26 protein-coding genes are annotated in these 24312 nt (G+C 62.8%); 14 read left to right on the forward strand and 12 right to left on the reverse strand.

What is annotated here, in order from left to right; genetic code table 11:
• Position 1: 1 nt before the first annotated feature.
• Complete coding sequence (gene ku, locus AC0L2A_RS08585) at positions 2-871, reverse strand: non-homologous end joining protein Ku (protein ID WP_473608359.1); 870 nt, start codon at positions 869-871, stop codon at positions 2-4.
• Positions 872-1048: 177 nt separating this feature from the next.
• Between ku and AC0L2A_RS08590 the strand changes: the two genes are divergently transcribed.
• Complete coding sequence (locus tag AC0L2A_RS08590; RefSeq protein ID WP_236378400.1) at positions 1049-1276, forward strand: hypothetical protein; 228 nt, start codon at positions 1049-1051, stop codon at positions 1274-1276.
• Between the two features lie 60 nt (positions 1277-1336).
• Here AC0L2A_RS08590 and AC0L2A_RS08595 read toward each other — a convergent pair whose 3' ends face one another.
• On the reverse strand, positions 1337-1711 hold the full coding sequence (locus AC0L2A_RS08595; protein WP_473608360.1) for a KTSC domain-containing protein: 375 nt from the start codon (positions 1709-1711) through the stop codon (positions 1337-1339).
• Between AC0L2A_RS08595 and AC0L2A_RS08600 the strand changes: the two genes are divergently transcribed.
• The 3 genes from AC0L2A_RS08600 (at position 1705) to AC0L2A_RS08610 (ending at position 4211) form a co-directional block, all read left to right on the forward strand.
• Positions 1705-2352, forward strand: a complete 648-nt coding sequence (locus AC0L2A_RS08600; RefSeq protein ID WP_473608361.1) for an alpha-ketoglutarate-dependent dioxygenase AlkB — start codon at positions 1705-1707, stop codon at positions 2350-2352. The two genes, AC0L2A_RS08595 and AC0L2A_RS08600, sit on opposite strands and share 7 nt — an antisense overlap.
• On the forward strand, positions 2349-2786 hold the full coding sequence (locus AC0L2A_RS08605; protein WP_473608362.1) for a GFA family protein: 438 nt from the start codon (positions 2349-2351) through the stop codon (positions 2784-2786). The genes AC0L2A_RS08600 and AC0L2A_RS08605 overlap by 4 nt, the downstream gene beginning before the upstream one ends.
• 150 nt (positions 2787-2936) lie before the next feature.
• Positions 2937-4211 (forward strand): DUF763 domain-containing protein, encoded by a 1275-nt coding sequence (locus AC0L2A_RS08610; protein ID WP_473608364.1) that lies wholly within the window; start codon positions 2937-2939, stop codon positions 4209-4211.
• A 42-nt stretch (positions 4212-4253) separates the two neighbouring features.
• Here the strand turns inward: AC0L2A_RS08610 and AC0L2A_RS08615 are convergent, their stop codons facing one another.
• Complete coding sequence (locus tag AC0L2A_RS08615) at positions 4254-4697, reverse strand: PPC domain-containing DNA-binding protein (RefSeq protein ID WP_023801352.1); 444 nt, start codon at positions 4695-4697, stop codon at positions 4254-4256.
• Positions 4698-4926: 229 nt separating this feature from the next.
• Here AC0L2A_RS08615 and AC0L2A_RS08620 point away from each other — a divergent pair, with 229 nt between their 5' ends.
• Positions 4927-5715, forward strand: a complete 789-nt coding sequence (locus AC0L2A_RS08620; protein WP_473608460.1) for a TIGR02587 family membrane protein — start codon at positions 4927-4929, stop codon at positions 5713-5715.
• A complete protein-coding gene (locus AC0L2A_RS08625) occupies positions 5712-6152 on the forward strand; it encodes a TIGR02588 family protein (RefSeq protein ID WP_473608365.1) in 441 nt (146 codons plus the stop codon). The genes AC0L2A_RS08620 and AC0L2A_RS08625 overlap by 4 nt, the downstream gene beginning before the upstream one ends.
• Positions 6153-6314: 162 nt before the next feature.
• Here AC0L2A_RS08625 and AC0L2A_RS08630 read toward each other — a convergent pair whose 3' ends face one another.
• Together AC0L2A_RS08630 and AC0L2A_RS08635 are read right to left on the reverse strand one after the other, a co-directional pair.
• Entirely contained in the window at positions 6315-8027 is a 1713-nt protein-coding gene (locus AC0L2A_RS08630) for an HAD family hydrolase (RefSeq protein ID WP_473608366.1), read from the reverse strand.
• 88 nt (positions 8028-8115) lie between these two features.
• Positions 8116-9087, reverse strand: a complete 972-nt coding sequence (locus AC0L2A_RS08635) for an SDR family oxidoreductase (RefSeq protein WP_473608368.1) — start codon at positions 9085-9087, stop codon at positions 8116-8118.
• 279 nt (positions 9088-9366) lie between these two features.
• Between AC0L2A_RS08635 and AC0L2A_RS08640 the strand changes: the two genes are divergently transcribed.
• A complete protein-coding gene (locus AC0L2A_RS08640) occupies positions 9367-10899 on the forward strand; it encodes an FAD-dependent oxidoreductase (RefSeq protein WP_473608369.1) in 1533 nt (510 codons plus the stop codon).
• 39 nt (positions 10900-10938) lie between these two features.
• On the opposite strand, the gene AC0L2A_RS08645 is transcribed toward AC0L2A_RS08640, so the two are convergent.
• The 4 genes from AC0L2A_RS08645 to AC0L2A_RS08660 all read right to left on the reverse strand — a co-directional run bounded on the left by AC0L2A_RS08645 (position 10939) and on the right by AC0L2A_RS08660 (position 14713).
• Positions 10939-11709 carry a TIGR01458 family HAD-type hydrolase gene (locus AC0L2A_RS08645; RefSeq protein WP_473608370.1) on the reverse strand — a complete coding sequence of 257 codons (771 nt, stop codon included), beginning with the start codon at positions 11707-11709 and terminating at the stop codon, positions 10939-10941.
• Between the two features lie 97 nt (positions 11710-11806).
• Positions 11807-12760: a dihydrodipicolinate synthase family protein gene (locus AC0L2A_RS08650; protein WP_473608372.1), complete on the reverse strand. Its 954-nt coding sequence runs from the start codon at positions 12758-12760 to the stop codon at positions 11807-11809.
• Positions 12750-13745: a Gfo/Idh/MocA family protein gene (locus AC0L2A_RS08655; RefSeq protein WP_473608373.1), complete on the reverse strand. Its 996-nt coding sequence runs from the start codon at positions 13743-13745 to the stop codon at positions 12750-12752. Before AC0L2A_RS08655 ends, AC0L2A_RS08650 begins: the two co-directional genes overlap by 11 nt.
• Positions 13742-14713, reverse strand: a complete 972-nt coding sequence (locus tag AC0L2A_RS08660) for a Gfo/Idh/MocA family protein (RefSeq protein ID WP_473608374.1) — start codon at positions 14711-14713, stop codon at positions 13742-13744. The genes AC0L2A_RS08655 and AC0L2A_RS08660 overlap by 4 nt, the downstream gene beginning before the upstream one ends.
• 110 nt (positions 14714-14823) lie before the next feature.
• Here AC0L2A_RS08660 and AC0L2A_RS08665 point away from each other — a divergent pair, with 110 nt between their 5' ends.
• From AC0L2A_RS08665 to AC0L2A_RS08695, 7 genes are all read left to right on the forward strand, one after another.
• Positions 14824-15573, forward strand: coding sequence for a FadR/GntR family transcriptional regulator (locus AC0L2A_RS08665; RefSeq protein ID WP_023801363.1), 750 nt, complete (start codon positions 14824-14826; stop codon positions 15571-15573).
• A gap of 40 nt (positions 15574-15613) precedes the next feature.
• Positions 15614-17200, forward strand: coding sequence for an ABC transporter substrate-binding protein (locus tag AC0L2A_RS08670; RefSeq protein ID WP_473608376.1), 1587 nt, complete (start codon positions 15614-15616; stop codon positions 17198-17200).
• 82 nt (positions 17201-17282) lie between these two features.
• Positions 17283-18242 carry an ABC transporter permease gene (locus tag AC0L2A_RS08675; protein ID WP_473608377.1) on the forward strand — a complete coding sequence of 320 codons (960 nt, stop codon included), beginning with the start codon at positions 17283-17285 and terminating at the stop codon, positions 18240-18242.
• Entirely contained in the window at positions 18242-19144 is a 903-nt protein-coding gene (locus tag AC0L2A_RS08680) for an ABC transporter permease (protein WP_287327350.1), read from the forward strand. The genes AC0L2A_RS08675 and AC0L2A_RS08680 overlap by 1 nt, the downstream gene beginning before the upstream one ends.
• A 19-nt stretch (positions 19145-19163) precedes the next feature.
• The gene (locus tag AC0L2A_RS08685) at positions 19164-20081 is read left to right on the forward strand and encodes a dihydrodipicolinate synthase family protein (protein ID WP_473608378.1); all 918 of its coding nucleotides are present in this window, start codon (positions 19164-19166) and stop codon (positions 20079-20081) included.
• A 2-nt stretch (positions 20082-20083) separates the two neighbouring features.
• The gene (locus AC0L2A_RS08690; RefSeq protein WP_128247496.1) at positions 20084-21091 is read left to right on the forward strand and encodes an ABC transporter ATP-binding protein; all 1008 of its coding nucleotides are present in this window, start codon (positions 20084-20086) and stop codon (positions 21089-21091) included.
• 2 nt (positions 21092-21093) lie between these two features.
• On the forward strand, positions 21094-22062 hold the full coding sequence (locus AC0L2A_RS08695) for an ABC transporter ATP-binding protein (protein ID WP_473608379.1): 969 nt from the start codon (positions 21094-21096) through the stop codon (positions 22060-22062).
• 116 nt (positions 22063-22178) lie between these two features.
• Here the strand turns inward: AC0L2A_RS08695 and AC0L2A_RS08700 are convergent, their stop codons facing one another.
• The 3 genes from AC0L2A_RS08700 to AC0L2A_RS08710 are packed head-to-tail and all read right to left on the reverse strand — an operon-like array spanning position 22179 to position 24309.
• A complete protein-coding gene (locus tag AC0L2A_RS08700; RefSeq protein WP_473608381.1) occupies positions 22179-22943 on the reverse strand; it encodes a hydroxymethylpyrimidine/phosphomethylpyrimidine kinase in 765 nt (254 codons plus the stop codon).
• Positions 22934-23539: a thiamine phosphate synthase gene (locus tag AC0L2A_RS08705; RefSeq protein ID WP_473608382.1), complete on the reverse strand. Its 606-nt coding sequence runs from the start codon at positions 23537-23539 to the stop codon at positions 22934-22936. Before AC0L2A_RS08705 ends, AC0L2A_RS08700 begins: the two co-directional genes overlap by 10 nt.
• Complete coding sequence (locus AC0L2A_RS08710; protein ID WP_128172631.1) at positions 23536-24309, reverse strand: thiazole synthase; 774 nt, start codon at positions 24307-24309, stop codon at positions 23536-23538. Before AC0L2A_RS08710 ends, AC0L2A_RS08705 begins: the two co-directional genes overlap by 4 nt.
• Between the last annotated feature and the right edge of the window lie 3 nt (positions 24310-24312).

Here is a 24312-nt window from a genome sequence, read left to right on the forward strand (position 1 = left end):
GTCAGCCGGCCTTCCGACGCGGCGCTGTCTGCTTCGCCTTGGCATGGCGCGCTGGCTTTGACTTTGCCGCGGGCTTTCTTGTCGAGGGCTGCTTCCCGCCAACGCCGGCACTCTGGCGCAGCGCATCCATAAGATCAACGACCCTCTCCCGCTTGGCCGGCTTCGGAACGGCGATCTTCTTGCCCTCGAGCTTTGCCTTCACAAGCTCGGCCAGCGCCGCCTCATAACGGTCGTCGAATTTGGTCGGATCGAATTTGCCTTTCTTGGTCTTGATGATGTGTTCGGCCAGTTCGAGCATCTCGCCCTCGATCTTCAAGTCGGGGATGTTGTCGAAAGCCTCCTCCGCCGAGCGCACCTCGTAATCGAAATTCAGCGTCGTTGCGACCAGGCCTTCGTCATAGGCGCGGACAAGCAGGGTCCGGACGCGCCGAAACAGGACGGTCTGGGCGATGGCGGCGACTTTCTTCCTGCGCATGCCTTCGCGGACCAGCCCAAACGCTTCCTCCGCGTGTTTGTCCGACGGGGCCAGGTAATAAGGCTTGTCGAAATACACGTCGTCGACATCGGAACAGCCGATGAAGGCCGAGACCGACAGCGTCTTGTCGCTCTCGGGGACAGCGGCTGAGACCTCATCGGGTTCGAGCATGACGTACTCACCCGAGCCGATCTCAAAACCTTTGACCTGGTCGTCCTTCTCCACCGGCTTGCCGCTATCGCTGTCGACGAAGGCGCGATGCACCCCATGGCCGGTGGCGCGGTTTATCGTGTGGAAAGCGATCCGCTCTGAGGTTGAGGCAGCCGTGTAGAGCGCCACCGGGCAGCTGAGTTCTCCGATTTTCAGAAAACCCTTCCAATTTGCTCTCGGCGCCAAGACGATAGCCTCACTGTCACAAGCGTTTGCACTGGAAATGCAACGTGGCGGCGCGGAGATTTGTTCCTTTGGCGCCTGCGCGGCGATGATCAGAAGGGTCATGGGCCAGCAGACAAGCCATTCCGCTGCAACCAAATTCACCACCCGCCGTTGTCGAGCAGCAAGGAGCGGTTGGCCATGACGGGATTGTCATTGAAGAGACTGTCGTTTTTGTCGGCGCTGGTGGCGGCTCTGGCTCTGGCGGGTTGCAGCAACGAGGCCGAGCCGACACAGGGCAGCACCAGCAGCACTGAGCCGACACAGAGCAACACCAACACCGTCGATCAAAATCCCGAGGTCGACAAAGACCCGACGCCGAAGACGACCACGGGCGGCGATCAACCCGGAACGCCGCCGGCGCAATGAGGGATCGGCCGACTGACCGGATTCTCCCGGATGCATGACGCGCGACAAGGGCTAAAGATCTCATCCCGACTGGCTCTGCTCGACCAAATGGTAGCTATACCGGTCTCGAATGAAAGCGTTGAAGAACCGGCCTTTTGGCGAGGCGTTGCGGAATGCGGCGTACGTTTGCGGCGGCACGTTGTGGTAATCGTAGCGATTTCCGCTTGGGACAAACCATACGGAGAGGATCCTCGTCGCCGGATCGTAATTCATACGTTGAATAGCAGCTGAAGGCATTTCCCAACACTCGGCCCCAATACTCGCCGCGTCTGGACAATAACCCACCAGGGCAAGCCAGGTTCCGTCTCGCCCGAGATGGGGGCGATGATCGGCCGGCTCGTCGCCTCCAAGGCCTTGCCGCCTTGGGCCGGCTTCACCAATTAGGGTTGATGCCATCGCTCAAAACCAGGCAGCGGCAATTCGCCGGACAAGGCGACCTGTTTCTCGCGCCCGACTTTCACGCACGTGACGACCTGCCGGAAGGATTTTGCTACCAGCCGGAGTTGATCACGGCGGCGGAAGAGGCCGAACTGGTACGGCAGCTCGAAAGTCTCGCCTTCCAGCCTTTCGACTTTCATGGCCATCTGGCAAACCGGCGCGTCGCCGGTTTTGGCCTGCGCTACGATTTTGACCAACGCAAAGTCGTCGAGGCGCCGCCGATCCCTGCTTTTCTGATGCCGCTCAGGGATAAGGTGGCAGCATTTGCGCGGCTGCCCGCCGATGCTTTCGTGCAGGTCTTGATCAACGAGTACCGGCCCGGGGCGGGTATCGGCTGGCATCGCGACAAGCCGCATTTCGATGCCGTGGCCGGCGTTTCTCTTCTTGCGCCATGCAGCTTTCGGCTCCGCCGGAAGAACGGCACGAGATGGGCTCGCCAGACCGTCACCCTCGAACCAAGGTCGGCTTACCTGATGACGGGCCCGGCGCGCACCGAATGGCAGCACAGCATCCCAACGGTTTCCGCGCACCGCTATTCCATCACCTTGCGGACCCTGCACCCTCAACGGTCGCCTCGATCAGAAGCGATAGTTCGATGACCAGAATCGAGACCGGCTCCTGTTTTTGCGGTTCGATAAGTGCTGAGATGCATGGTGACCCGTTCTGGATTTGCTCCGATCACGATGACGATTGTCGCAAGGCGATAGGCAGCCCACTGACCGTCTGGGTCGGCTATCGACCGGCCCAATTCAGATTGCTCACCGGCGCGCCAAAAAAATTCTCAAGGACCCGAGGCGTGCTCCGCACCTTCTGCGCCGATTGCGGGACATCCATAGCCTACTTCGACCAGGGGCTTCCCGAGGAACTTTATCTGACGATCGGCTTCTTCGACCACCCCGAGCGCTTTGCGCCGCAGGCTCATGCCTATTGGGACATGAAGCTGCCGTGGGTGGAATTTGGCGACCATCTGCCGCGTGTGGGAAGATATTCAAGGCGGCGCAATCCGGCGGTCGGAAATCCGGCCGACCGGTAACCGGCAACGCCGCCGATGGGACCCGAATGGCCCAGCTGAATTGAATTGCGATCAGTTTGTAATCCAAACGGACCGGCATCATCGCTTCTTCACGCCGCTTTCTATACTATCTGTTGAGCGCAAGGCATAGGTCGGAACAGGCAGAAAAATTTGGAACAACGATCGGGAAGCGCAGACCTTCCACTTCATGGCGGACGCGTGCCGAAATGGCTCGGCGACCGTATGACGCGCCTTGGAGCCGTCATGTGCGAGGCGATCATTCACCATTACGGTCGCGAAGAGCTGCTGCGCCGGCTGGCGCATCCCTTCTGGTTCCAGTCGTTTGGCGCCGTCATGGGAATGGACTGGCATTCCTCCGGCATCACGACCAGCGTCATCGGCGCCCTGAAACGGGGTTTGGCTCCGCTCTCCGGCGAACTCGGCATTCACGTGTGCGGCGGCCGCGGCGCGCATTCGCGCAAGACCCCGCATGAGCTTGCCGTCATCGGCGAGCGCGTCGGCTTCGATGGAACAGGCCTGGCGACGGCCAGCCGGCTTGTCGCCAAGGTTGACAGCGCCGCCGTCCAGGACGGCTTCGACCTTTATCTGCATGGCTTTATCGTCACCGATGACGGCGATTGGGTCGTGGTGCAGCAGGGCATGAACGGCGACAGCAAGGTGGCGCGCCGCTATCACTGGCTGTCCGAAGGCCTGAAGAGTTTCGTCGACCAGCCGCATGCCGCCATCGAAGGCGCCAACCAGGGCGAGATCGTCAACCTGACCGACCGCCGCGCCGACGCCTCGCGCAAGGGCCAGTTGAATCTCCTGCAAGATCTCGGACCGGATCGCATTCTGAGGGAGTTCGCTGCGCTCGAACGTGATGTGGCTGTCGCACCGGAGCCCGATCAGCCAATGCTGCCGCATCTGGTCATGCCGGCGCACCACGACGTTCGCGAAAGCGATGTCGTCATGCGTCGTCTTCATGGCAACATGGCGGCGGCTGCCGAGCGTGGCCCCGCCGATTTCTCCGAGCTTCTCCTGGTGCCCGGCGTCGGTGCGCGCACGGTGCGGGCGCTGGCGCTGGTCGCCGAGGTTTTGCATGGCGCGCCATGCCGGTTTTCCGATCCCGGGCGCTTCTCGCTGGCACATGGCGGCAAGGACAGGCATCCATTCCCCGTGCCGCTGAAGGTCTATGACGAGACGATCGGCGTGCTAAAGTCGGCCGTCCACAAGGCCAGGCTCGGTCGCGACGAAGAACTCGGCGCCTTGAAGCGGCTCGACGAGCAGTCGCGGCAGGTCGAACGCTATGTCACCGGCCCCAGTCTGAAGGAAATCGTTGCCGGAGAGTTCGATCAGTCGCACCTGCTCGGCGGCCGCAGCGTGTTCGGCTGGGAGACCGCACCCGAGGCGCCCGCGGATGCTAAACAAATCAAACAAAAGGGATGATCGGACCGGAACGCAGTTCAGCGGACCTGGCCTGATCCGTGTTCAGGCATCCAGATCAATCAAGGCGATGCCGAGTTCCGGACGTTTTCTGCGGCGCAGATGACCAGGCGTTTCCACCAAAGTGACTTCGAGTGTAGGCCGAACAATGCCATCGAGCAGATGTCCGCCCTTCGTGCTGCCGTCGCGCAATCCGAGCACCGCATGGACGTGAAGGCTGGGCTTGCCGTCGTCGCCGATCGCAACGTCGCCGATCGCGCTGAGCACCTCGCACTGCTCCAGCACCGGGATTTTCCGATAAGTTTTTTCCTCGATGTCGAACCAGCCGACAGTCGCCTTTTCGAAGGCGCCGAGCGCGGTCAGCGAGGCGCCGCCAATATCGTTATCGACAGCGAAAGATGTGAGCGCCGCGAACGCTTCCTCGCCGGGATCAAGCACCACAACGAACGTCCTTTGTCCGGCGCTTTCGGCGACGAGCTGCGATTTCATGATTTCACTCCAGACGCTGTGTCGGCTTTGGGTTGTCATTCGATCGAGATGTTGAACGGAAAGCTGGCTGGCGAGTTCCCATAGCGCCGTTCGACTGTGGAGAAGTTGCAGTGGCCCGGAACAAAGATCGCGCAGGAAGCATTGTTCCCCTCAGGCTATCTCCAGGGGAGCGGACGTGGCGACAACCGATATCACCGTCAGGCATGCGCCAACGCCGCGTGAGTTCTGGATTGGCCTTGGCCGTGCTTTTGCCGGAGCGTTGATCTTCGCCGCCCCGGTGCTGATGACCATGGAGGCCTGGGCGCTTGGCTTTCACCTTCACCCACTGCGGCTCGCCCTGTTCCTCGCTGTCACCTTGCCAATGCTGGTGCTGCTGCACAAGTACGGAGGCTTTCGCCACACGGTGGCGCTGCGCGACCGCATCGCCGATGCTTTTGTGGCGATACTTGTGGCCGCTGTAGCGGCTACGGCGGTGTTGTTTATTTTCGGCATCGTGACCGCCGAAATGCCGCTGCGGGAGGTGATTGGCAAAATTGCGGTGCAAATTGTCCCAGGCAGTCTCGGGGCATCCTTGGCACGCGCTCAGCTCGGCCCGAGTTTGTTGGAGGAGGAGGACATTCCCGAGCCCGGCTACACCGGAGAGCTGTTCCTGATGGTGGTCGGAGCGCTGTTTCTATCGGTGAACATCGCACCGACGGAAGAGGTCGTCCTCATCGCCTACAAGATGGAGCCCTGGCAGGAAATCGCCCTGGTGGTGGTCACCCTCGCTCTCATGCACGCCTTCGTCTATGAGTTCGAATTCCGCGGCTCGCACAGTCCCGAGCCAGGCGCTGGATTCGTCAGCATCTTCTTTCGCTATGCGATCGTCGGCTATGTCCTGGTGATGCTTGTGAACCTCTACATCTTGTGGACCTTCGGCAGGACCGATGGCGCCGGCTTTTCGGAGACACTCAGTGCAGTCGTGGTTCTGTCGTTTCCTGGCGCGCTCGGGGCGGCGGTTGCGAGGCTCATTCTGTGACAAGGAACCCCGCAAAAGGCGACAAGCAACAGCAGTCCGACAACAAAGCAAAGACACGCAAACCCGGGACTTCGCTCACGGAGTGGGTCGTAGCGGGTATAAGTTCCGTAGTCCTGCTTGCCGTGCTCGGTTATCTTGTCGTCGATGGCGTGAGCACGCGCGATGGGAGCGCCCGGATCGTTGTGCTGCCGCTTGGCGTCGCGGCCACCGAGGGCGGCTACGTGGTCGAGTTCGCCGCTGCAAACAGGGCGGGGAAATCAGTTGCTGCTGTCGAGATCAAAGGTGAGCTCCGAAATGGCGATGAGGTCGTCGAGGAGAGCAGCGCTACGCTCGACTATGTCCCACAAAAATCCCAACGGAAGGGCGCGTTGATCTTTCGTCGCGATCCCGAGGGCTATGACCTGCGCCTGTTTGCTAGTGGATACAGTGAACCCTGACCAGTCAAAACGCCATGGATGAAAGGGAACTCGGCGTGGATGACGCGGTCAACCGGCCACTGCTTCGCCCTGCTGTAAAAGCGACATGGCTGCAGAGAACCAACACGGCCGGTGCCTCCGAGAATGATGTGCGTGGGCGATCCTTTCGCACCCTATTCCTCTCTATTCCTCCGGGGCGGTGGCAGGAGCCGTATAACGGCGACGCACCGCATCCAGAACGTGCTTGCGGCTCTCCTGCGCCGACAGCTTTTGGTCCTTTTCCGCCTCGGCGGTCTCGCGCGCCAGATCCTTGTCCCTGATCTGTCGGCGAAACCATTCGGAATAGTCGCCGGCGCGCAGGTGATGCTCCCAGGTTCTGTCGTCGATGCCCTCGGCAATCTGAGCGAAGATCATCAGGTTGTGGGCCCGGAGGTTCATCGCGTCGTCGGGACCTCTGAAATAGAAGCTGCCGGCCTCGTCGAGTTGACCTTCTGCATATTTGCGGCTGTGACGCTTGAGCGACTGGCGCGGCTCGATCGCTTTGACCATGGCAATTTTCTTGCGGGCTTGCGGCCGCCAGAACAGCACACGCTCGCCTTTTGGCGTGGGAATATCCTTTGGCGGCTTGGTGTCCGTCTCCTGACAAAAGGCCTTGATGACATTCTTGGCCTTGGGACCGAGGGCAATGACGGCAGTGACCAGACGCAGGGCGTCGGTCGAGATCGCTTCCGGATGAACGGTGATCAGGACAGTGCCCGGCAATTCCAACGACAGGATGGCGCGCGTGTCGTCGCGCCTCTTGGGCAGAAGATGATGCGCCTCGTCGATGACCAGCCAATGCGGCCTCGCCGTACGGTAGCGGAAATTGCCAAGACCGGGGAGCAGGTCGGCAAAGAAGCCTGGTCGCTCGTTGACCCGCAACGCCAGCCCGTTGACGACCACATTGGTGTCGGGCTTTTCGATCAGGTCGAGCACTTGTGCCTTTGTCGGTTCGCTTGAGGCATCGCCTACCCGGACGGCGCCTTCGAGGCCATCATAGTCGCCTTCCGGATCGAAAACGCAGAATTGAAATCCGTTCTCGACGAAGCGTTCCGTCAGCGCGGTGGCCAAGGTGGATTTGCCGATGCCGGAGCTTCCGGCGATCAGAACCGTGTCGGTCGGCGTCAGATAGACTTCGTCGCCGCCGACCGAACCGAGAAGGATGCCGTCACGGGCTTTTCGGACAAATTCCCGATCACGCTTTACCAGCTTTTCGATTAGTTCCTCGACGCCCTTTCCACGTGCGCCGCGCGTTACAAGATCCGCTGTATCCTTGACCGCCGCAAGGGCGTTCTCGACAGCGACGCTGCAGCCGCAGGCCCGCAGGAACGCATGATCGTTTTCAGCATCGCCAATACCGACCACATTGTGTGGCGACAGCTTGAGGTCCTCAAGTGCGGCTGCCAGCCCGGCTGCCTTGTTGATGCCGGTGGGCAGCACCATCACCGCGCCCTTGTTGAAGATGATTTCCAGCTCCAGCCCGAGTTCCTTGATGACCTCAAGAATTGTTGCCTGGTGTGGTTCCCAGGTCGCGACGATCGACCGTCCAACTGAAAGCGGCTTGACGCCGCGTTTCTTCAAACTGGCGACAAATTTCGGCGCCGGCGCCGGTGAGATCGCACGTTCTTCCTCGCTGGCAGGCGTGTAGATCAACGCCCCATTTTCGGCGACGACCTTGTCGAACACGCCGAGTTCGGGAAAAACCCGCTTGAGGTCGGGCAGTTCGCGGCCAGTGACGAGGATGAGCTTGCGGCCACTTTTCTTGAACCGTTCGAGGGCTGCAAGCGTCTTTTCGACTACGATCCCATCGTGCGCCAGCGTGCCGTCATAATCCGTCGCCAAGGCAATGAAATACATCTGTCGACCATTTCATATCTGAGATCGCCGCTACCTCCGCCACAGGCGAGAGGTCCACGATGATCGAGGCAGTGCGGGCGACACGTTCTCAGTAGCCGCCGATGATCGGCAATATCTCGCCGGTGATGTAGCTTGAACAATGCGGCGAGGCGAGGAACACATAGGCGGGCGCGATCTCCTCCGGTTGCGCCGGCCGTTTCATCGGTGTGTCTGCGCCAAATTTCGAAACGTCGCCGGCTTGCTTGTCCGACGGGTTGAGCGGGGTCCACACCGGGCCTGGCGCCACGCAGTTCACCCGAATTCCCTTTTCGATGAGGTTGCCGGACAGTGCGCGCGTGAAGGCATGAATGCCGCCCTTGGTCATCGAATAGTCGACCAGCTGCTTCGAGCCCTCGATGCCGGTTATGGAGCCGCTGTTGATGATCGCCGAACCGGGCTTCATATGCGGAACGGCCTCCTGCGCCATGTGGAAATAGCCGTAGAGGTTGGTCTTCAGCGTCGTGTCGAAATGCTCCTCGGTTAGCTCGCTGAAGTCGCTGGAATGGACCTGGAAAGCGGCGTTGTTGACCAGCACGTCGATCCGGCCAAATTCCTTCACCACGTTAGTCACAGCCTTGTGGCAGTGGTGGCGTTCGCTGACGTCGGCCTTGACCAGCGTGCAGCGCCGGCCCTCGGCTTCTACGGCCCTCTTCGTTTCTTCAGCATCCTTGTCCTCGCACAGATAGACGATCGCCACATCGGCGCCTTCGCGCGCATAGAGCACGGCCACGGCTCGGCCGATGCCGGAATCGCCGCCGGTGATGACGGCCACTTTGCCGTCCAGCTTTTTTGATCCGATATAGAATGGCGCGTCGTAAAGCGGCGCCGGCTCAATCGCCCATTCATGCCCTGGCTTCGGCTGGTGCTGCTCGGGAAAGGGCGGCTCGGGATATTTGCGTGCTCCGGCCTGCATGGCGCCTTGTTGCTTGCCGTTGCCCTTCGTTTTGTCCTTGGCGTCGATGCCGCGCTGGATGTGGCGTTGCTTGGCGGCCTCGCCGGCGATTTCCGATTTCATCTGCATGGCTGCCTCCTTGGCTTGGAGAAGGGACAACGCATGTCCGGCGAAAAAGTTTACGCGACGGCGTCATTCCTTCGGCAACGAGTCCAAACGCCAGGAAATCGACGGCGTGTACTGCGCAACTGGCAACGAATGACGCGGCCGGACGTTTGGGCACAAGCGGTGTCCGAGAACCTGAAGGCGCGCTGGCCAAGCAGAAGGTATTCCGAGGCTGGTGACCTGACGATTTCCCGCTTCTCGGCCGTACAGGCGATTTTCTGGATCGCGCCAAGGGAGAGGAAAATGGCTGAAGATCATGCCAAACCAACCGGGCCGGATCTGGTCGAGGGTATCGCGTTATCCGACCTTGCCGATGGCGGAAAGCTCCTCGGCCATTGCGGCGATGAGCCGGTGCTGCTGGTGCGCCGCGGGGCCGAGATCTTCGCCATCGGCGCGACATGCACACATTATGGCGGGCCGCTCGTCGACGGTCTTGTGGCGGAAGACACCGTCCGGTGTCCCTGGCATCACGCGTGTTTTGATTTGCGTACAGGCGAGGCCTTGCGCGCCCCTGCTTTCAGTCCACTCGCGTGCTGGTCGGTGGAACAACGCGATGATCGGATAGTCGTGGGCGAGAAGCGCAAGCGGACGGTGTCCAAGCCGCGCCCTGGCGGCTCCAGCCAGGCTCCCGAAAAAATTGTCATTGTCGGTGGCGGCGCCGCAGGTTTCGCGGCGGCAGAAACACTGCGGCGCGAACATTATCAAGGCAGCATTGTCATGCTCAGCAACGACGAAGCGCCGCCGGTTGATCGGCCCAATCTTTCCAAGGACTACCTCGCCGGCAAAGCACCGGAGGATTGGATTCCGCTGCGCCGAGAAAGCTTCTATTCGAAGAACGGCATCGACCTGCGCCTCAATGCGGATGTCGCCAGCATCGATACGCGTTCTGGCGAGGTTGTGCTCGCGGACGGGGCCCGGACTGCCTACGACAGGCTACTCCTGGCGACCGGAGCCGAACCGGTTCGCCTGACCATACAAGGCGCCGACCAGCCACATGTTCACACGCTGCGCTCGTTCGCAGACTGCAAGGCGATCATCGAGCGAGCCACGACTGCGCGCCGCGCCGTCGTGCTTGGCGCCAGTTTCATTGGCCTGGAGGTTGCCGCGGCGCTGCGCTCGCGCGCGATCGAAGTTCATGTCGTGGCGCCGGAAAAACGGCCGATGGAACGGATCATGGGTCCGCAAATGGCCGACTTCATCCGCGCCCTGCATGAGGAGAATGGGGTCGTATTCCATCTCGAGGACACTGCGAGCAGCATCGACGCCAGCGAGGTGAAACTCAGCGGTGGCGATATTTTGGCGGCGGATCTCGTCGTCGCCGGCATCGGCGTGCGACCGCGGACAGGGCTTGCCGAAACGGCGGGGCTCACCCTTGACCGCGGTGTCGTCGTAAACGCCTTTTTGGAGACGAGCGCACCAGGCATCTTCGCGGCCGGCGACATTGCGCGGTGGCCGGATCCTCACAGTGGCGAGAACATTCGGGTCGAGCATTGGGTGGTTGCCGAGCGGCAGGGGCAAACCGCGGCCCTCAACATGCTCGGCCATCGCCAGAAATTCGTCGCCGTGCCGTTCTTCTGGAGCCAGCACTACGATGTTCCCATCAACTATGTCGGCCATGCCGCGCAATGGGACGAGATCGCGATCGATGGCGACATCGTTGCCAAGGATTGCCTGCTCCGCTTCAAGCGCGAAGGGCGCACGCTGGCTGTCGCTTCGATCTTCCGCGACATCGAAAGTCTGGGGGCCGAGGTGGAAATGGAGCGCCAGACGACCTAGCCCGGAGATCTCAAGCGAAGCGCACGCTGTACGGCCGGTTCAGTCCCGGCGCGCAAGGATCCAGTCGGTCGCCGCCGCAAGATCGGCGACGGTTGCGGTCGGGCGCGGATCAAACCGTTTCTCGTCGCCGTGCCGGTATTTGCCGGTCCGCACCAGCAAGGCGCCCGACAGTCCGGCGCTTAGCGCGCCAGCTATGTCGGCCTCGGCGTCGTCGCCGACCATGATCGCCTGGTCTGGCGCACAGTCCATGCTTGCCAGCGCCGACAGAAAGAATTCCGACGACGGCTTGCCGAGAACGGTTGCGCGTTTCAGCGAGGCAAATTCCAATGCCGCGACGAATGGCCCGGCATCGAGACTGAGCTCGCCGTCGGCATCCCGAAACGTCCGGTTGGTGGCAAGGGCCAGCAATTCGGCCCCGGCGCTCAGCTCGCGGAACGCGTCATTCAACGCCGCATAGGTGAAGGCGTCTCCGGCGTCGCCGACGATGACGGCGCGCTTGTCGCGATCCGGCAGTTCGCAAAAGTCCGGCGCAAGGCCGGGGTGAATCAGCAAATATGGCGCACGGCCATTGCGAAGCAGCCATTCGCGTGCAGCGTGCGCCGGGGTGAAAACATCTGCCCTGGTAACGGTGAGCCCCATCGCCTGCAGACGTTCGAGAACGCTCTGTTTCGACGAGCGCGTGGTATTGCTTATGAAGCGTATGGCCAAGCCGGCCTGGCGCAAACGCGCGACGGCGTCGATCCCGCCTGGTATGGCGGTCTCGCCATCATAGATGACGCCTGCGAGGTCCAGCAGTACACCTCTTGTCATCGATCCAGCATGACCACGAGTCTGTCAGGCGTCAAATCCGGAACAGGCCATGGTTGTTCCCCTTGGATCAGGGGGCAGGCACATGCGATAGCCGAGGTCACTGCCACCATTCGGGAAAGGTCATGCGTGCGGCCTCGGCCAGCGTCGCGATCGCCTCGTCGGGGACCGAGCTGTAAGGCCAGAGCAGTCGCGGGCCAAGCGGCGCCCAGCCGCCGGCCGCCGCCATCGCTTTGTCGAGCGCCGCATCGCTGACGTCATAGCGAGCGCGAAAGGGCAGTACGTGGGTGGCGAGAAAGGCCTGGATGCGCGTCTCGACCTCGGCAGCGGCCGCCGCGTCGGTGCGGATCGTCTGCCACCACAGTACCGCGCCCTTGGGGTTAAGGCAGGCGACGTTGGAGTAGCTGCCGTGCGCTCCCTGGGCAAATCCGGTCGCCAGCGTATGGCCGGGCACGAAGACCGAAAATCCCGGCAGTTCGCGGCGCATGTCGGCGTACCAGCCGGGGTCGCCGCCCGGCAGCTTGGCGCCGACCAGCGACGGCACCGCTGCACGCAGCCTGGCGATGGCTTCGAGCGTCAGGCGGCGCTTGGCATGCGGTGGATTGTAGAGCACCAGCGGCATGTCGGGCGCGGTCTCGCACAGGCCGCCGACGAAGCACATGACCTCGCCGTCGCTGGGCGGCCACCAGTCGGGCAAGGTGAATTGCACCGCGGCCGGACGAATCGCCGACACCCGCATCAGCCGCTCGCGTGCGACGCGCGGATTGGACTGGCTGATGCCGATCTGGAAGGGCAGGCGCGCGCGGCCGGCAATCGCGGCCACCAGGGCGCAAAGCCGGTCGAACTCGGGCTCGGTCTGGCAGTGGAATTCGCAGGCCGTGCCGTTGGAATAGATGCCGTCGACGCCTGATGCGCAGAGCCGGGCGATCGTTTCCTCCGTCGCTTCCCAGTCGATTGCCCCGCGATCGTCGATGGCCAGCATCACCGCGCCCCAGACGCCGCGCGGCGCGTCTGCGGGCAAGTGGCTCGGGTGATCGTCGAGCTCAGGGCGCATCGGCGATCTCGTGCTCGCGGCGCGTTTCGTTCGACGCAAAGGCGGCCTCGATAATGGCGATGATCTTGCGGCCATAGGCGCCGTCGACCGGCACCGGCTTGTCGTCGGCAATGGCATCGCGCATCGCGCTCCATTCGCGCACCAGCGCGGCATGCATCCAGTTCGGCTCGAACGAGCCGGGCAGGTCGGTCCAGGCCGTGTCGCGGCCAAGCATCGTGCCGCGGTCCATGTCGATGCGCAGCGTTGCCTGCTCGCAGACCAGGTCCATGACGTAGCCGGCCGCGCCATTGCGATAGCCGACGCTCTGCACCTGGCCGAGCCCGCCGCCGGCGAAGCGCAGTCCGAGCAGGGCGGTGTCGTCGGCTTCCTGATCATGGGACATGGCGCCAAGCATGGCGCTCACCGACACGACGTCGTCATCCATGAGCCAGACGAGGCGGTCGAGCGCATGGATGCCGGCCGTCAACAGCATGCCGCCGCCGGTGGCCTTGCGCAGATGCCAGTCGCGGCGATTGTGCTCCATCCACAGCTTGATGATCCAGCTCGATCCGACGAGCGGCCGGCCGAGCGTTCCTTGCTCAAGCATTTGCCTGGCCGCCATGCAAGGCAGCGCGAAATGCATGAGATGGGCGACCATCAGCTTGACGCCAGCGGCGGCCACGGCGGCGTTGATCGCATCGCAGGCCGCCGCCGTCGGCGCCATCGGTTTTTCGAGCATGATATGCTTGCCGGCGTTCGCCGCGCCGATCGCCATTTCGGCATGCAGATGGTGAGGACTGGCGATGAGGACTGCCTCGACTTCCTTGTCGTCGAGCAGCTTGCGCCAGTCGGTGTAGCCGCGACCACCATGTTCGCTGGTGAAGGCGGCCAGGGCATCGTTGTTCCCGCGGCACGATGCGACGAGATGCAGGCCCTGCACCTGCTTGATTGCCCTTGCATGGGCGGCGCCGAAATCGCCCGCTCCGATAATACCTATTCCAATCATCGTCCTGCCTTTTCATACGCGGCGTCGATCAGCGACATCGCCGCAACATAGTCATCGATCGAAGTCGCCGGCGGCGCTTTTCGAGCCAGCCGGTCGAGCGTGTCTCTCATGCACAGGCGGTAGCGCGTCGCCGGCAATTCGATCGGCAATTCGATGATAGCGCCATCGTCGAGCGTCGCACAGAAGGCGCGCTCGCCATAGTCGATGAGGGTCGCATTCTCACTGACGATACGCCATTCGAAATCGCCGCCGGGGCGCATCGAAGCGAAAGTGTATCCGGCCTCGACGACGAACAACGCTCCGGCAGCGTCTTGCAGCACAAGCAGCGCATGGTCCTCGACCGGGGCGCGGTGGATGCGGTTCTCGATCGAAACGGTTTTTAGCCTGAGCGCGCCGGTTGCCAGGCCGAGCGCGGCATTGACGCCGTGTATGCCGAGGTTCCTCAGCGCGCCGCCGCCGCCGATCGCCGGATCCACCACCCAGGCGACGCCGTCGGCCGCATAGCGCTGCGGCGGGCCATTGACCAGCCGGAACTGGCAATGCGCAACCGCACCGGCGCGGCCTTGGCTGCGCAGCCGTTCAAAGGCAGTGGCGGCCGGCCCAAAGCGGTTGGGCAGGGGAACGCTGACAAAGGCCTGGTGCTGCCTCGCCAGCTCGCTGAGCGCGGCCAACGCTGCGGTGCTGCTGGCCGCCGGCTTTTCCAGGATCAGCGGTATGCCGGCTTCGATCACGGCACGGGCCCGCGCCGGCACCGTCGAAGGGTGTCCCATCAGCAGGATCGCGTCCGGCGGGCCGGAGAGGATTTTCGCAAAATCGGCGATGAACGGCAAATGATGGCGCGTCGCGAAGGCGCGCGCATGCTGCGCGTCCTCATCCCAGATGCCGGCAATCTCGGCGCCGCAAAAACGTGCAGCGTCGAGATGCATTTCGGCGTGCCAATGGCTTGAGCCGGCCAGGACGATCTTCATTCAGCGTGGAATCCTCTTGCTTGCAGGATATCCTACAAGTCGCTATGCTACAAGCATCGACCGCTTTTCGACGCGCCATCGGCCGCAATTGCAGCGGCGCTGGGAGAAAAATGCCGGAACCCAAGTTGAGCTCGGAACCCAAGTTGAACCCGGACCAAAAATCGATCGAACCGCTGGCCCGACCGCCGCTGCTTCACGTTAGCGTGCAGGAGAGCCTGAGGAAATATATCCAGAGTAACCAGCTCAAGGCGGGGGACCCCTTGCCTCCGGAGACCTTCCTGGCGCAGCGGCTCGGCGTCGGCCGCAACTCGGTGCGCGAAGCGATCAAGGCACTGGAGTCGATCGGCATTCTGGAGACGCGTCGCGGCATTGGCGTGTTCGTCAAGGAATTCTCCTTCAAGCCGTTGCTGGATAATCTGGCATACGGCCTGCAGGATTCGCTGCGCGACGTCGAGGAACTGCGCGAGATCCGCCGTGTCCTTGAAACCGGCCTGATCGCAAAAACCATCGAGATGATCAGCGCCGAAGACATCGCCGCGCTGCGCCAGCTGACCGAAAGCATGCGGCGGCGCGCCGAGCGCCAGGAGAGCTTTGCCGAAGAGGACCAGCAATTCCATCAGTTGCTGTTCCGCTGCCAGAACAATCACATGTTGAGCGCGCTGATCGACATCTTCTGGGTGGCGTTCAACAAGGCCTCGAATTTCACCAGCCTCGACAATCCGACGCCGCTGGCGACCTGGCGCGACCATCACGAGATCGTCGAGGCGGTCGCCGCCAAGGACGTCGACCGGGCGCGCGAGCGCCTCGACGACCACTACAGGGGTATTCAGCAAGTGATCGCCAAAAACCGGATTACCTGACCCAACGCCGAACTACCTGAGAATGCCAAGGGAGGAAACCATGCGCATCAGAACTATAGCTCGTCATCTGGCCATCACCGGGCTGCTGCTCGGCGGCATTAGCCTTGCCACCAGCGTCCAGGCACAGGGCGCCAAGACCATCACCGGAGGCTTCGATGTCGGCCCCGGCGGCTTTCCCAAGAACTTCAATCCGCTGGCTGCGACCGGCGGCTTTACCTGGCTCAGCACCTATTTTGAACCGCTTGTCATCTACAACGCCGAACTGACCGAGCTCGAAGGCGATCTGGCCAAGGACTACAAGGTCAGCGACGACAAGCTGACCTACACGTTCAACCTTGCCCAGGAGAGCTGGCACGACGGCAAGCCGTTCACGTCCAAGGACGTCAAATTCACGCTTGAGCTCGCCAGGAACAAGGCGTCCGGCAGCCTGTTTGCCGCGCGCCTTGGCGACATCGCGTCGGTCAACGCGCCGGACGATCGCACCGTGGTCGTCAAATTGTCGAAGCCCAACGGCTCCTTCCTGTCGATTCTCTCGCAGGTGATGATCCTGCCGGAGCATGCCCTGGCCGCGATGCCGCCGGAAACGCTGGCCACGAGCACCTGGTGGTCCACGACGCCGGTCGGCACTGGCCCCTTCAAGTTCAAGCGCTATGTCAGCGATCAATATGTCGAACTGGCCGCGGATGACGACTATCGCGGCGGCAAGCCGAAGGTCGACGTGCTCATCAACAGGTATTTCGAGAGCCCGGCGGCGGCCGTTGCGGCGCTGCGCGCCGGCGAAATCCAGTTCACCTATGTCGAGCCCGACGACGCGGTAACCTTCAAGAGCGACAGCAATTTCAAGGTGATCGAGGGCGCCTCCTATGTGGTCAACTACATCGGCCTCAACCAGAAGGTCGAGCTCTTTAAGGATGTTCGCGTGCGCCAGGCGATCATGTACGCGATCGATCGCAATGCCATCATCGAGAGCCTCTATGGCGGCGCGGCCAAACCGGCCAATTGCGGCTACGTCGCGCCGCACCTGCTTCCCGAAGGCCTCGAACCCTATGCCTATGATCCGGCCAAAGCCAAGGCTCTGCTTGCCGAGGCCGGCTGGGACAAGATCAACGGCGACAAGCCGATCACCTTGCTGACCTATTACGGCTCGCCGCAAGCCGCCAACGTGATGGCTGCCATCCAGTCGATGCTGGCCGAGGTCGGGATCAATGTGGTGCCGCGCGTCGTCGATACGCCGACTTATAACGGCATCGTCTACAAGGAAGGCACGCCGGACTGGAACGCGTTTGCGATGGTCTATGCCGGCCTGCAGAACGGTCCCAATCCGGCCGGCATCAGCCCGGGTCTCAACAAGTCCCAGATTCCGCCGGCAGGCTTCAACACCATGCGCATCGAGTTCGATGATCTCAGCGCCGCGTTGGACGCTGCGCTCGCCCAGACCGATCCGGCCAAGATCGATCAATCCTGGCAGCAAGTCTGCAAGGTGATGAACAAGGATCTGCCCTGGGCGACGTTATGGGTGGCCAACCGCTATGGCGTAGCCTCCAACAGGCTACGTGACTTTGTCTGGACGCCGGCGCCGGGCGGCGGTCCTTATGCGGCTCACCCGGAACGCTGGGACATCCAGTAAAACGGCTGGCGGGCCATTCCGGCCCGCCAATGATACGGGCCGGCACGATGCCGGCTCCGCTCACCATCGCCACGGACAGCCAATGCTGAGTTTCATTGCCCGCCGCAGCGCTACAGGACTGTTGATGCTGGTCGCCCTGAGCGTCCTCATTTTCATCCTTCTGCGGCTGGCGCCCGGCGATCCGATCGATGCCTATATCAATCCGTCCAGCCCGATGACGGCTTCCGACCTCGAAGTCCTGCGCGACCGGCTTGGGCTCGACCAGCCGCTTCCCGTGCAATACCTCGCCTGGCTTCGCGCTGCGCTCGGCGGCGACTTCGGCTATTCGATCCAGCGCAGCGGCGTTGGCGTGCTGCCGCTGGTCATGGAGCGCATCGGCCCGACCGCGCTGTTGATGGGCACCGGCCTGGCCATCGCCATTGTGCTCGGCATTTCCGCCGGCATCTTCAGCGCCGTCCGCCGTAACACGCTGCCCGACATCGCGCTGTCGGTGGTTTCCTTCGTCGGCATCTCCAGCCCGGCGTTTCTAACGGCACTTCTGGGACTGTACTTTTTCTCGGTGCTGCTGCGCTGGGCGCCATCAGGCGGCATGCAGACCGCCGGCGCGCCTTTTTCCGTAGCGGACGTGCTCGCGCACCTGGTCCTGCCCGCCTGCCTGCTGTCCATCGGACACGCCGCGCTGATCATGCGCTACATGCGCGCGTCGCTGCTGGAAGTGCTCAACCAGGACTATGTGCGGACCGCACGTGCCAAGGGCGTGCGCGAATTCTGGGTGATCATCAAGCATGCAACCCGCAATGCGCTTTTACCGGTCATCACCCTGATCGGGTCGACGGTCGGCATAGCGATCGGCGGCGCCATCTTCCTCGAAAGCGTGTTCAACTGGCCGGGCATGGGCCTGCTGCTGGTCAACGCCGTCGGCACAAGGGACTACCCTGTGATCATGGGCGCCACTTTGGTAATCGGCATCTGCGTCATTCTGGTCAATCTCCTGACCGATATCGTCTATGCCGTCGTCGACCCGCGCATCCAGGTGTCGTGATGACGATCACCGCACCAGATCCGACAATCGACCCGACAGCCGGGCCGCAAACCAAGGGACCGCTTCGCCGCGCGCTCGGCCGGTTCTTTGAAAATCGTGCGGCGCGCGCCGGTCTGCTTATCGTCATCCCTATTCTGCTGGCGGTCTCGACCTATTCCCTGTGGTGGCCGTTCAGCCCCAACGCCATCGATCTCAGGGCGATCAACAAGGGGCCGTCCGCCATTCATTGGCTCGGCAGCGACGGCGTCGGCCGCGACGTCATGGCCCGGCTGCTGCAAGGCGGACGGATCTCGCTGCTGGTCGCCGTCTGCTCGGTCGCCATCTCGATCGTCATCGGCTTCCTGGTCGGCGCTGTCGCCAGCTTCGGCGGGCGCCTTGTCGACGGCACGGTGATGCGCTTCGTCGACCTCGCCATGACCCTGCCGCCGGTGATCTTCCTGCTCGTGCTCGCTTCGATCGCCGGCACCGGCATCGCGCCGACCATCCTGGTGATCTCGCTGCTCTCCTGGCCGGTGCTGTCGCGCATGGTGCGCGCCCGGCTGCTCGAGCTGCGCGAGCGTGACTTCGTCGTCGCCGCCCGTGGCATGGGGGCGGGGCTGCCGCATCTCCTGTTCCGCCACGGCCTGCCGAACTGCATCGACATTCTTGTCGTCTACGCCACGCTGCAGATCGCCAATGCCATTCTGCTCGAAGCCGGCCTTTCCTTCCTCGGCCTCGGCATCGCACCGCCCGAAGCCAGTTGGGGCAACATGCTCAATCTCGCCCGCTCCACCGTGGTGCTCGAGCAATACCCCTGGCAATGGATGTTTCCCGGCGCCGTACTCGTGCTCACCGTGCTGGCTATCAACTTCATCGGCGATGGCCTGCGCGATGCATTCGACCCTCGTTCCGATCTCAACTGACCTGAAGGTTTTTGAAAAAATGCCCCTGTTTACCGGTGTCGTGCCACCCGTCGTCACCCCACTGCATTCCGATCTCAGTGTCGATTTTGCGTCGTTCACGCGGACCATCGAAAACCTGCTCGACGGCGGCGTTCACGGCCTGTTCGTGCTCGGCTCGACCAGCGAGGTGATCTTCCATGACGAGGCCGGCCGCCGGGCCATCATCGAGCACGCGGTCAAGGTCAACAATGGCCGCGTTCCGATCTTCGCCGGAGTCATCGACCCGACAACCGATCGCGTCATCAACCACGCCCTGATCGCCAGGTCGGCCGGCGCTGACGCAGTCGTGGTCACCGCGCCGTTCTATGCCCGCACCAGCCAGCCCGAGATCGGCGATCACTTCCGCTACATCAAGGACGCAGTCGACATCCCGATCATCGCCTACGACATCCCGGTCTGCGTCCATGTCAAGCTGGAGCGCCAGACCACCGTCGGCCTGGCCAGCGAGGGCGTTATCGCCGGCATCAAGGATTCCAGCGGTGACGACGGCAATCTGCGTTATGTGCTCAAGGACATGGCCAACGACCCGAATTTTTTCGGCATGACCGGGTCCGAGATCCTGGTCGACAGCGTGCTTGCCATGGGCGCGCATGGGGTCGTGCCGGGCCTCGCCAATGTCGACCCGCACGGCTACGTCAGGCTGTGGAACCTGATGCAGGCGGGTCGGCACGCCGAGGCCCGCCTGGAGCAGGAGCGGCTGTTGAAGCTGTTCGAGATCGTCTGGATCTCGCTCGGCAGGACGAGCGCCGGCTCGGCCGGGGTCGGTGCCTTCAAGACCGCGATGAGGAGCCTCGGCATCATCGCCTCCAACACCATGGCGCGGCCGCAACGCAGCCTGAACGACGAGGAAGCCGCAAAGGTCGACATCATCCTTCGCGACGTCGGCTTGCTGCGCTGACCGTGGACGCTCCGATCCTCTCGATTTCCGGTCTGCGAGCGGTGTTCCGTATCGCCGGACGCGACATCGCCGCCGTGCAGGACGTCGACCTGGTGATAGGTTCGGGCGAGACGGTTGCGCTGGTCGGCGAGTCGGGATCGGGCAAGTCGGTCACCAGCCTGTCGATCATCGGCCTGCTGCCGAAGAAGGTCGGACGCATTGCCGAGGGCTCGATCGCGCTGCGGCGCAGGGACGGCACGGTCACCGAACTGACCGGCCTCGATCCCGAGTCGCTGCGCAAGGTGCGCGGCAACGACATCGGCATGGTGTTCCAGGAGCCGATGACCAGCCTCAATCCGGTCTACAGCATCGGCGAACAGATCGCCGAGCCGATCCGCATCCATCTCGGCAGATCGCACCGTGATGCGGCCACTGATGCCGTGCGGCTGCTGGCTCAGGTCGGAATTCCCGACCCTGATCGGCGGGCGCGGCAATACCCGCATGAGCTGTCGGGAGGGATGCGCCAGCGCGCCACCATCGCCATGGCCTTGTCGTGCGATCCGACCTTGTTGATCGCCGACGAGCCGACCACCGCCCTCGACGTCACCATCCAGGCCCAGATTCTCGACCTGCTGGCCGCGCTGCAGGCGCAACGCGGCATGGGCATTCTATTCGTCACGCACAATCTCGGCGTCGTTGCCGAGATCGCCGACCGGGTCGCGGTGATGTATGCCGGGCGCATCGTGGAATCGGGTCCGGTGAGCGAGGTGTTCAACCGTCCGCGTCATCCCTACACCGCCGGGCTGATGCGTTCGGTGCCGCGGCTTGGCCAAGCCACCACGCTCAAGGCAGCAGGAACGCCGCTGCCGACCATCGCCGGCAATGTTCCATCGCTTGCCTTGCTGCCCAAGGGCTGCTCTTTCGCGCCGCGTTGCGCCCTGGCTGTCGATGCCTGCCGCACTGCTGTACCGCCATTGTTCGCGGCGACGTCGACCCAGCAAAGCCGCTGTTTGCGCTGGGAGGATCTCTGACAGTGGACGCTCCCTTCCTTTCAGTCAGGAACCTGACCAAGCATTTTGCGCCGACGGCGTTCGCGCGCGGTCCCGTCGTCAGGGCGCTGGACGATATTTCCTTCGACATCGCGCGCGGCCAGGTGGTCGGCCTCGTCGGCGAATCCGGGTCGGGCAAGACCACGATCGGCCGCTCGGTGCTGCGTCTCATCGAGCCGACGTCCGGCGAAATAAGGTTTGACGGCGTCGATATCACCAAGCTGAGCGCCGGGCCGCTGGCCCGCCAGCGCCGCAAGATGCAGTATATTTTCCAGGATCCGTTCGCCAGCCTGTCGCCGCGCATGACCATCGGTCAGATCCTGACCGAAGGCCTCGATATTCAGGGCATCGGCAGCAGGCGCGAGCGGCGGGAGAAGGCTGAGAAGGCGCTTGCTGCGGTCGAACTGCCGGCCGATGCCTATGATCGCTACGCCCACGAATTTTCGGGCGGGCAGCGCCAGCGCATCGGTATCGCCCGGGCGCTTACGCTCGAACCCGAATTCATCGTCGCCGACGAGCCGGTCTCTGCTCTCGATGTCTCCATTCAGGCGCAGATCATCAATCTTTTGCGCGACCTGCAGGTCCGGCTCGGCCTGACCATGCTGTTCATTTCGCATGACCTGGCCGTCGTCGAATATATCTGCGACACGGTGATCGTCCTCTACCTCGGCCGCATCATGGAAGTCGCGCCTGCTGCCGAGCTCTATGCCCGGCCGCAGCATCCCTATACGCGCGCGCTGCTTTCGGCCATTCCGTCGCTCGACCCACTGGCCAGGCAAGGCCGGCAGGTGCTGAAGGGCGACATTCCAAGCCCGGCAAATCCGCCGACCGGGTGTGTTTTCCGAACCCGTTGCCCGGTTGCCCTCGACGCTTGCGCCGGAATCGTCCCGCCGTTGCGGGCAACAACGTCCGACGACCATCTGAAGGCCTGCATTCGCGACGACATCGCTTGAGACAAGAGCCGACATGGCGATTTACTTCGCGTGCTGTCTGAGAGACTCTCCGAAGGGAGGCGAAGAACCGGCCGCCAGCTTGCTGCCCAGAAAAGCCCCCGCCAAGCTCAACCGCCTCAATCCCGAGAGATCGATTTCCGAAGCTGCTCGAAAACTAACAGCTTGCTTTTGCGCACGCCGTCTTCAAGGAGGCTTCCGTTTGCCAGGTGCGCGGCGATGGCGCTGGCCAGCGCGCAACCCGTCCCGCGCATCGATCCGCCAAGACGCGGCGCATCGAAGCGGATGGGCTCTTGATCGGCGCGCAGCAGGATGTCCGTCGATCGACACCCCGCGGCGTGGCCGCCCTTGATCAGCAGGGCCTGCAATCCGGCGGTGAGCAATTTCTGACCTTGTTGCAATACGCCGTCCTCGTCGATGGCCAGGTCTGAGCCGGCAAGGACAGCCAGTTCGATGAGGTTGGGTGTGACGAGACGGCAAAGCGGGATGAGTTCATGCTTCAGGACGCCGATAGCGCCTGTGTCCAGAAGCGGCCAACCCGAAGAAGAGACCAGCACCGGGTCGATGACTGCCGGTATCTGTGGGTTTTGGCGCAGCACATCCGCGACGGCGACGACGGTTTGCTCCGTCGCGAGCATGCCGATTTTGATCGCCCCTACCGCGTTGGCTTGCAGCGCGGTACGCATCTGATCGGCCACCAGACCGGGTCGCAAATTGTGGATTTCCGTGACGGCTTCATGCGTCTGCACCGTCACGGTGGTAACTGCAAGGCAGGTACGCAAGTCGAGGGCGGAGATCGTCTCAATGTCACGGGCTATGCCGGCGCCGCCGCTGGAGTCCGAGCCGCCAACGACAAGCACATGCGGTTCGCGCCTCAACGCCATCGGCCCGTCTTTTCAATCCACTGGCGCGTTCGCGCTTCCGGATCGGCATCCAATGTGATGTCGGTCACTACCGCGGCGCTGTCCGCACCGGCACCGAAGACGCCTTCGATCCGGTCGGGATTGAGGCCGCCAATCGCGACCAGAGGTGTCGGCGCGATCCGGCGCTTCCATTCGCCAAGCCGTTCGAGCCCCTGCGGCGCCCATTTCATCTGTTTCAGGATGGTCGGATAGACAGGGCCGAGCGCGATATAGTCCGGTCTGGCGGCAAGGGCTGTTTCGAGTTCGAGATGGTCGTGCGTGCTGAGGCCGAGACGGAGACCCGCAGCCCTTATCCGGGCAAGGTCCGCCGCTTGCAGATCTTCCTGTCCGAGATGAATGAAATCGCAGTCCTCCTCGATCGCCAGCCGCCAGAAGTCATTGATGATGAGCTGGCATTTGTATCGGGCGCACAAGGCCTTCGCCTTGCGGATCTCGGCGCGCAACGCAGCCTCGTCGAGGTTCTTGACGCGAAGCTGCATCAGCCTGACGCCGAGCGGCGCCAGCCTTTCAATCCAGGCGGCGCTGTCGACGATCAGATAAAAAGGATCGAGTTTCATTGAAAGACTGCCCGGCCGATTGTCGGCGTCGATGGGACGGCGAGGTCGCGTGGCTCGAGCAGGCCCGAGCGATAGGCCTCACGGCCGGCATCGACCGCCTTGCCGAACGCGCGCGCCATGCCGATCGGATCGGCGGCCTTGGCCACTGCCGTGTTGAGCAGCACCGCGTCGAAGCCGAGTTCCATCACGAGAGCCGCGTGAGATGGGCGGCCGAGGCCCGCATCCACGATCAGCGGGACATCCGGGAAATGGCCGCGCATCGAGCGGAGCGCGGTGATATTTACCGGTCCAAGCGCAGAACCGATCGGCGCGCACCAGGGCATGAGCACCCTGCATCCGGCTTCCAGCAATCGCTCGGCGACGACGAGATCGTCCGTCGTGTAAGGAAATACAGCAAAGCCGTCGTCGCACAAGATTCGCGCGGCCTCGACCAAGCCGAAGACGTCAGGCTGCAGCGTGTCATGATTGCCGATCACCTCGAGCTTGATCCAGTTCGTGCCGAAGACCTCGCGCGCCATATTTGCGGTCGTGACGGCTTCCTTGACGGAGTGACAACCGGCGGTGTTGGGTAGGACATGCAGCCGCAGCGATTGGATAAGCGACCAGAATTTCTCGCCACCCTTGCCGCCGGCCATTTCGCGGCGCAATGAGACGGTCACCGCGGACGCGCAGGATGCCTTGACCGCATCGGCAAGAATGGCGGGCGAGGGGTACTGTGCGGTGCCGAGAAGCAGGCGCGACGGAAGCTTGGTTCCGTAAAGCTCGATCACGTC

This window comes from Mesorhizobium sp. WSM4844, assembly GCF_055811775.1.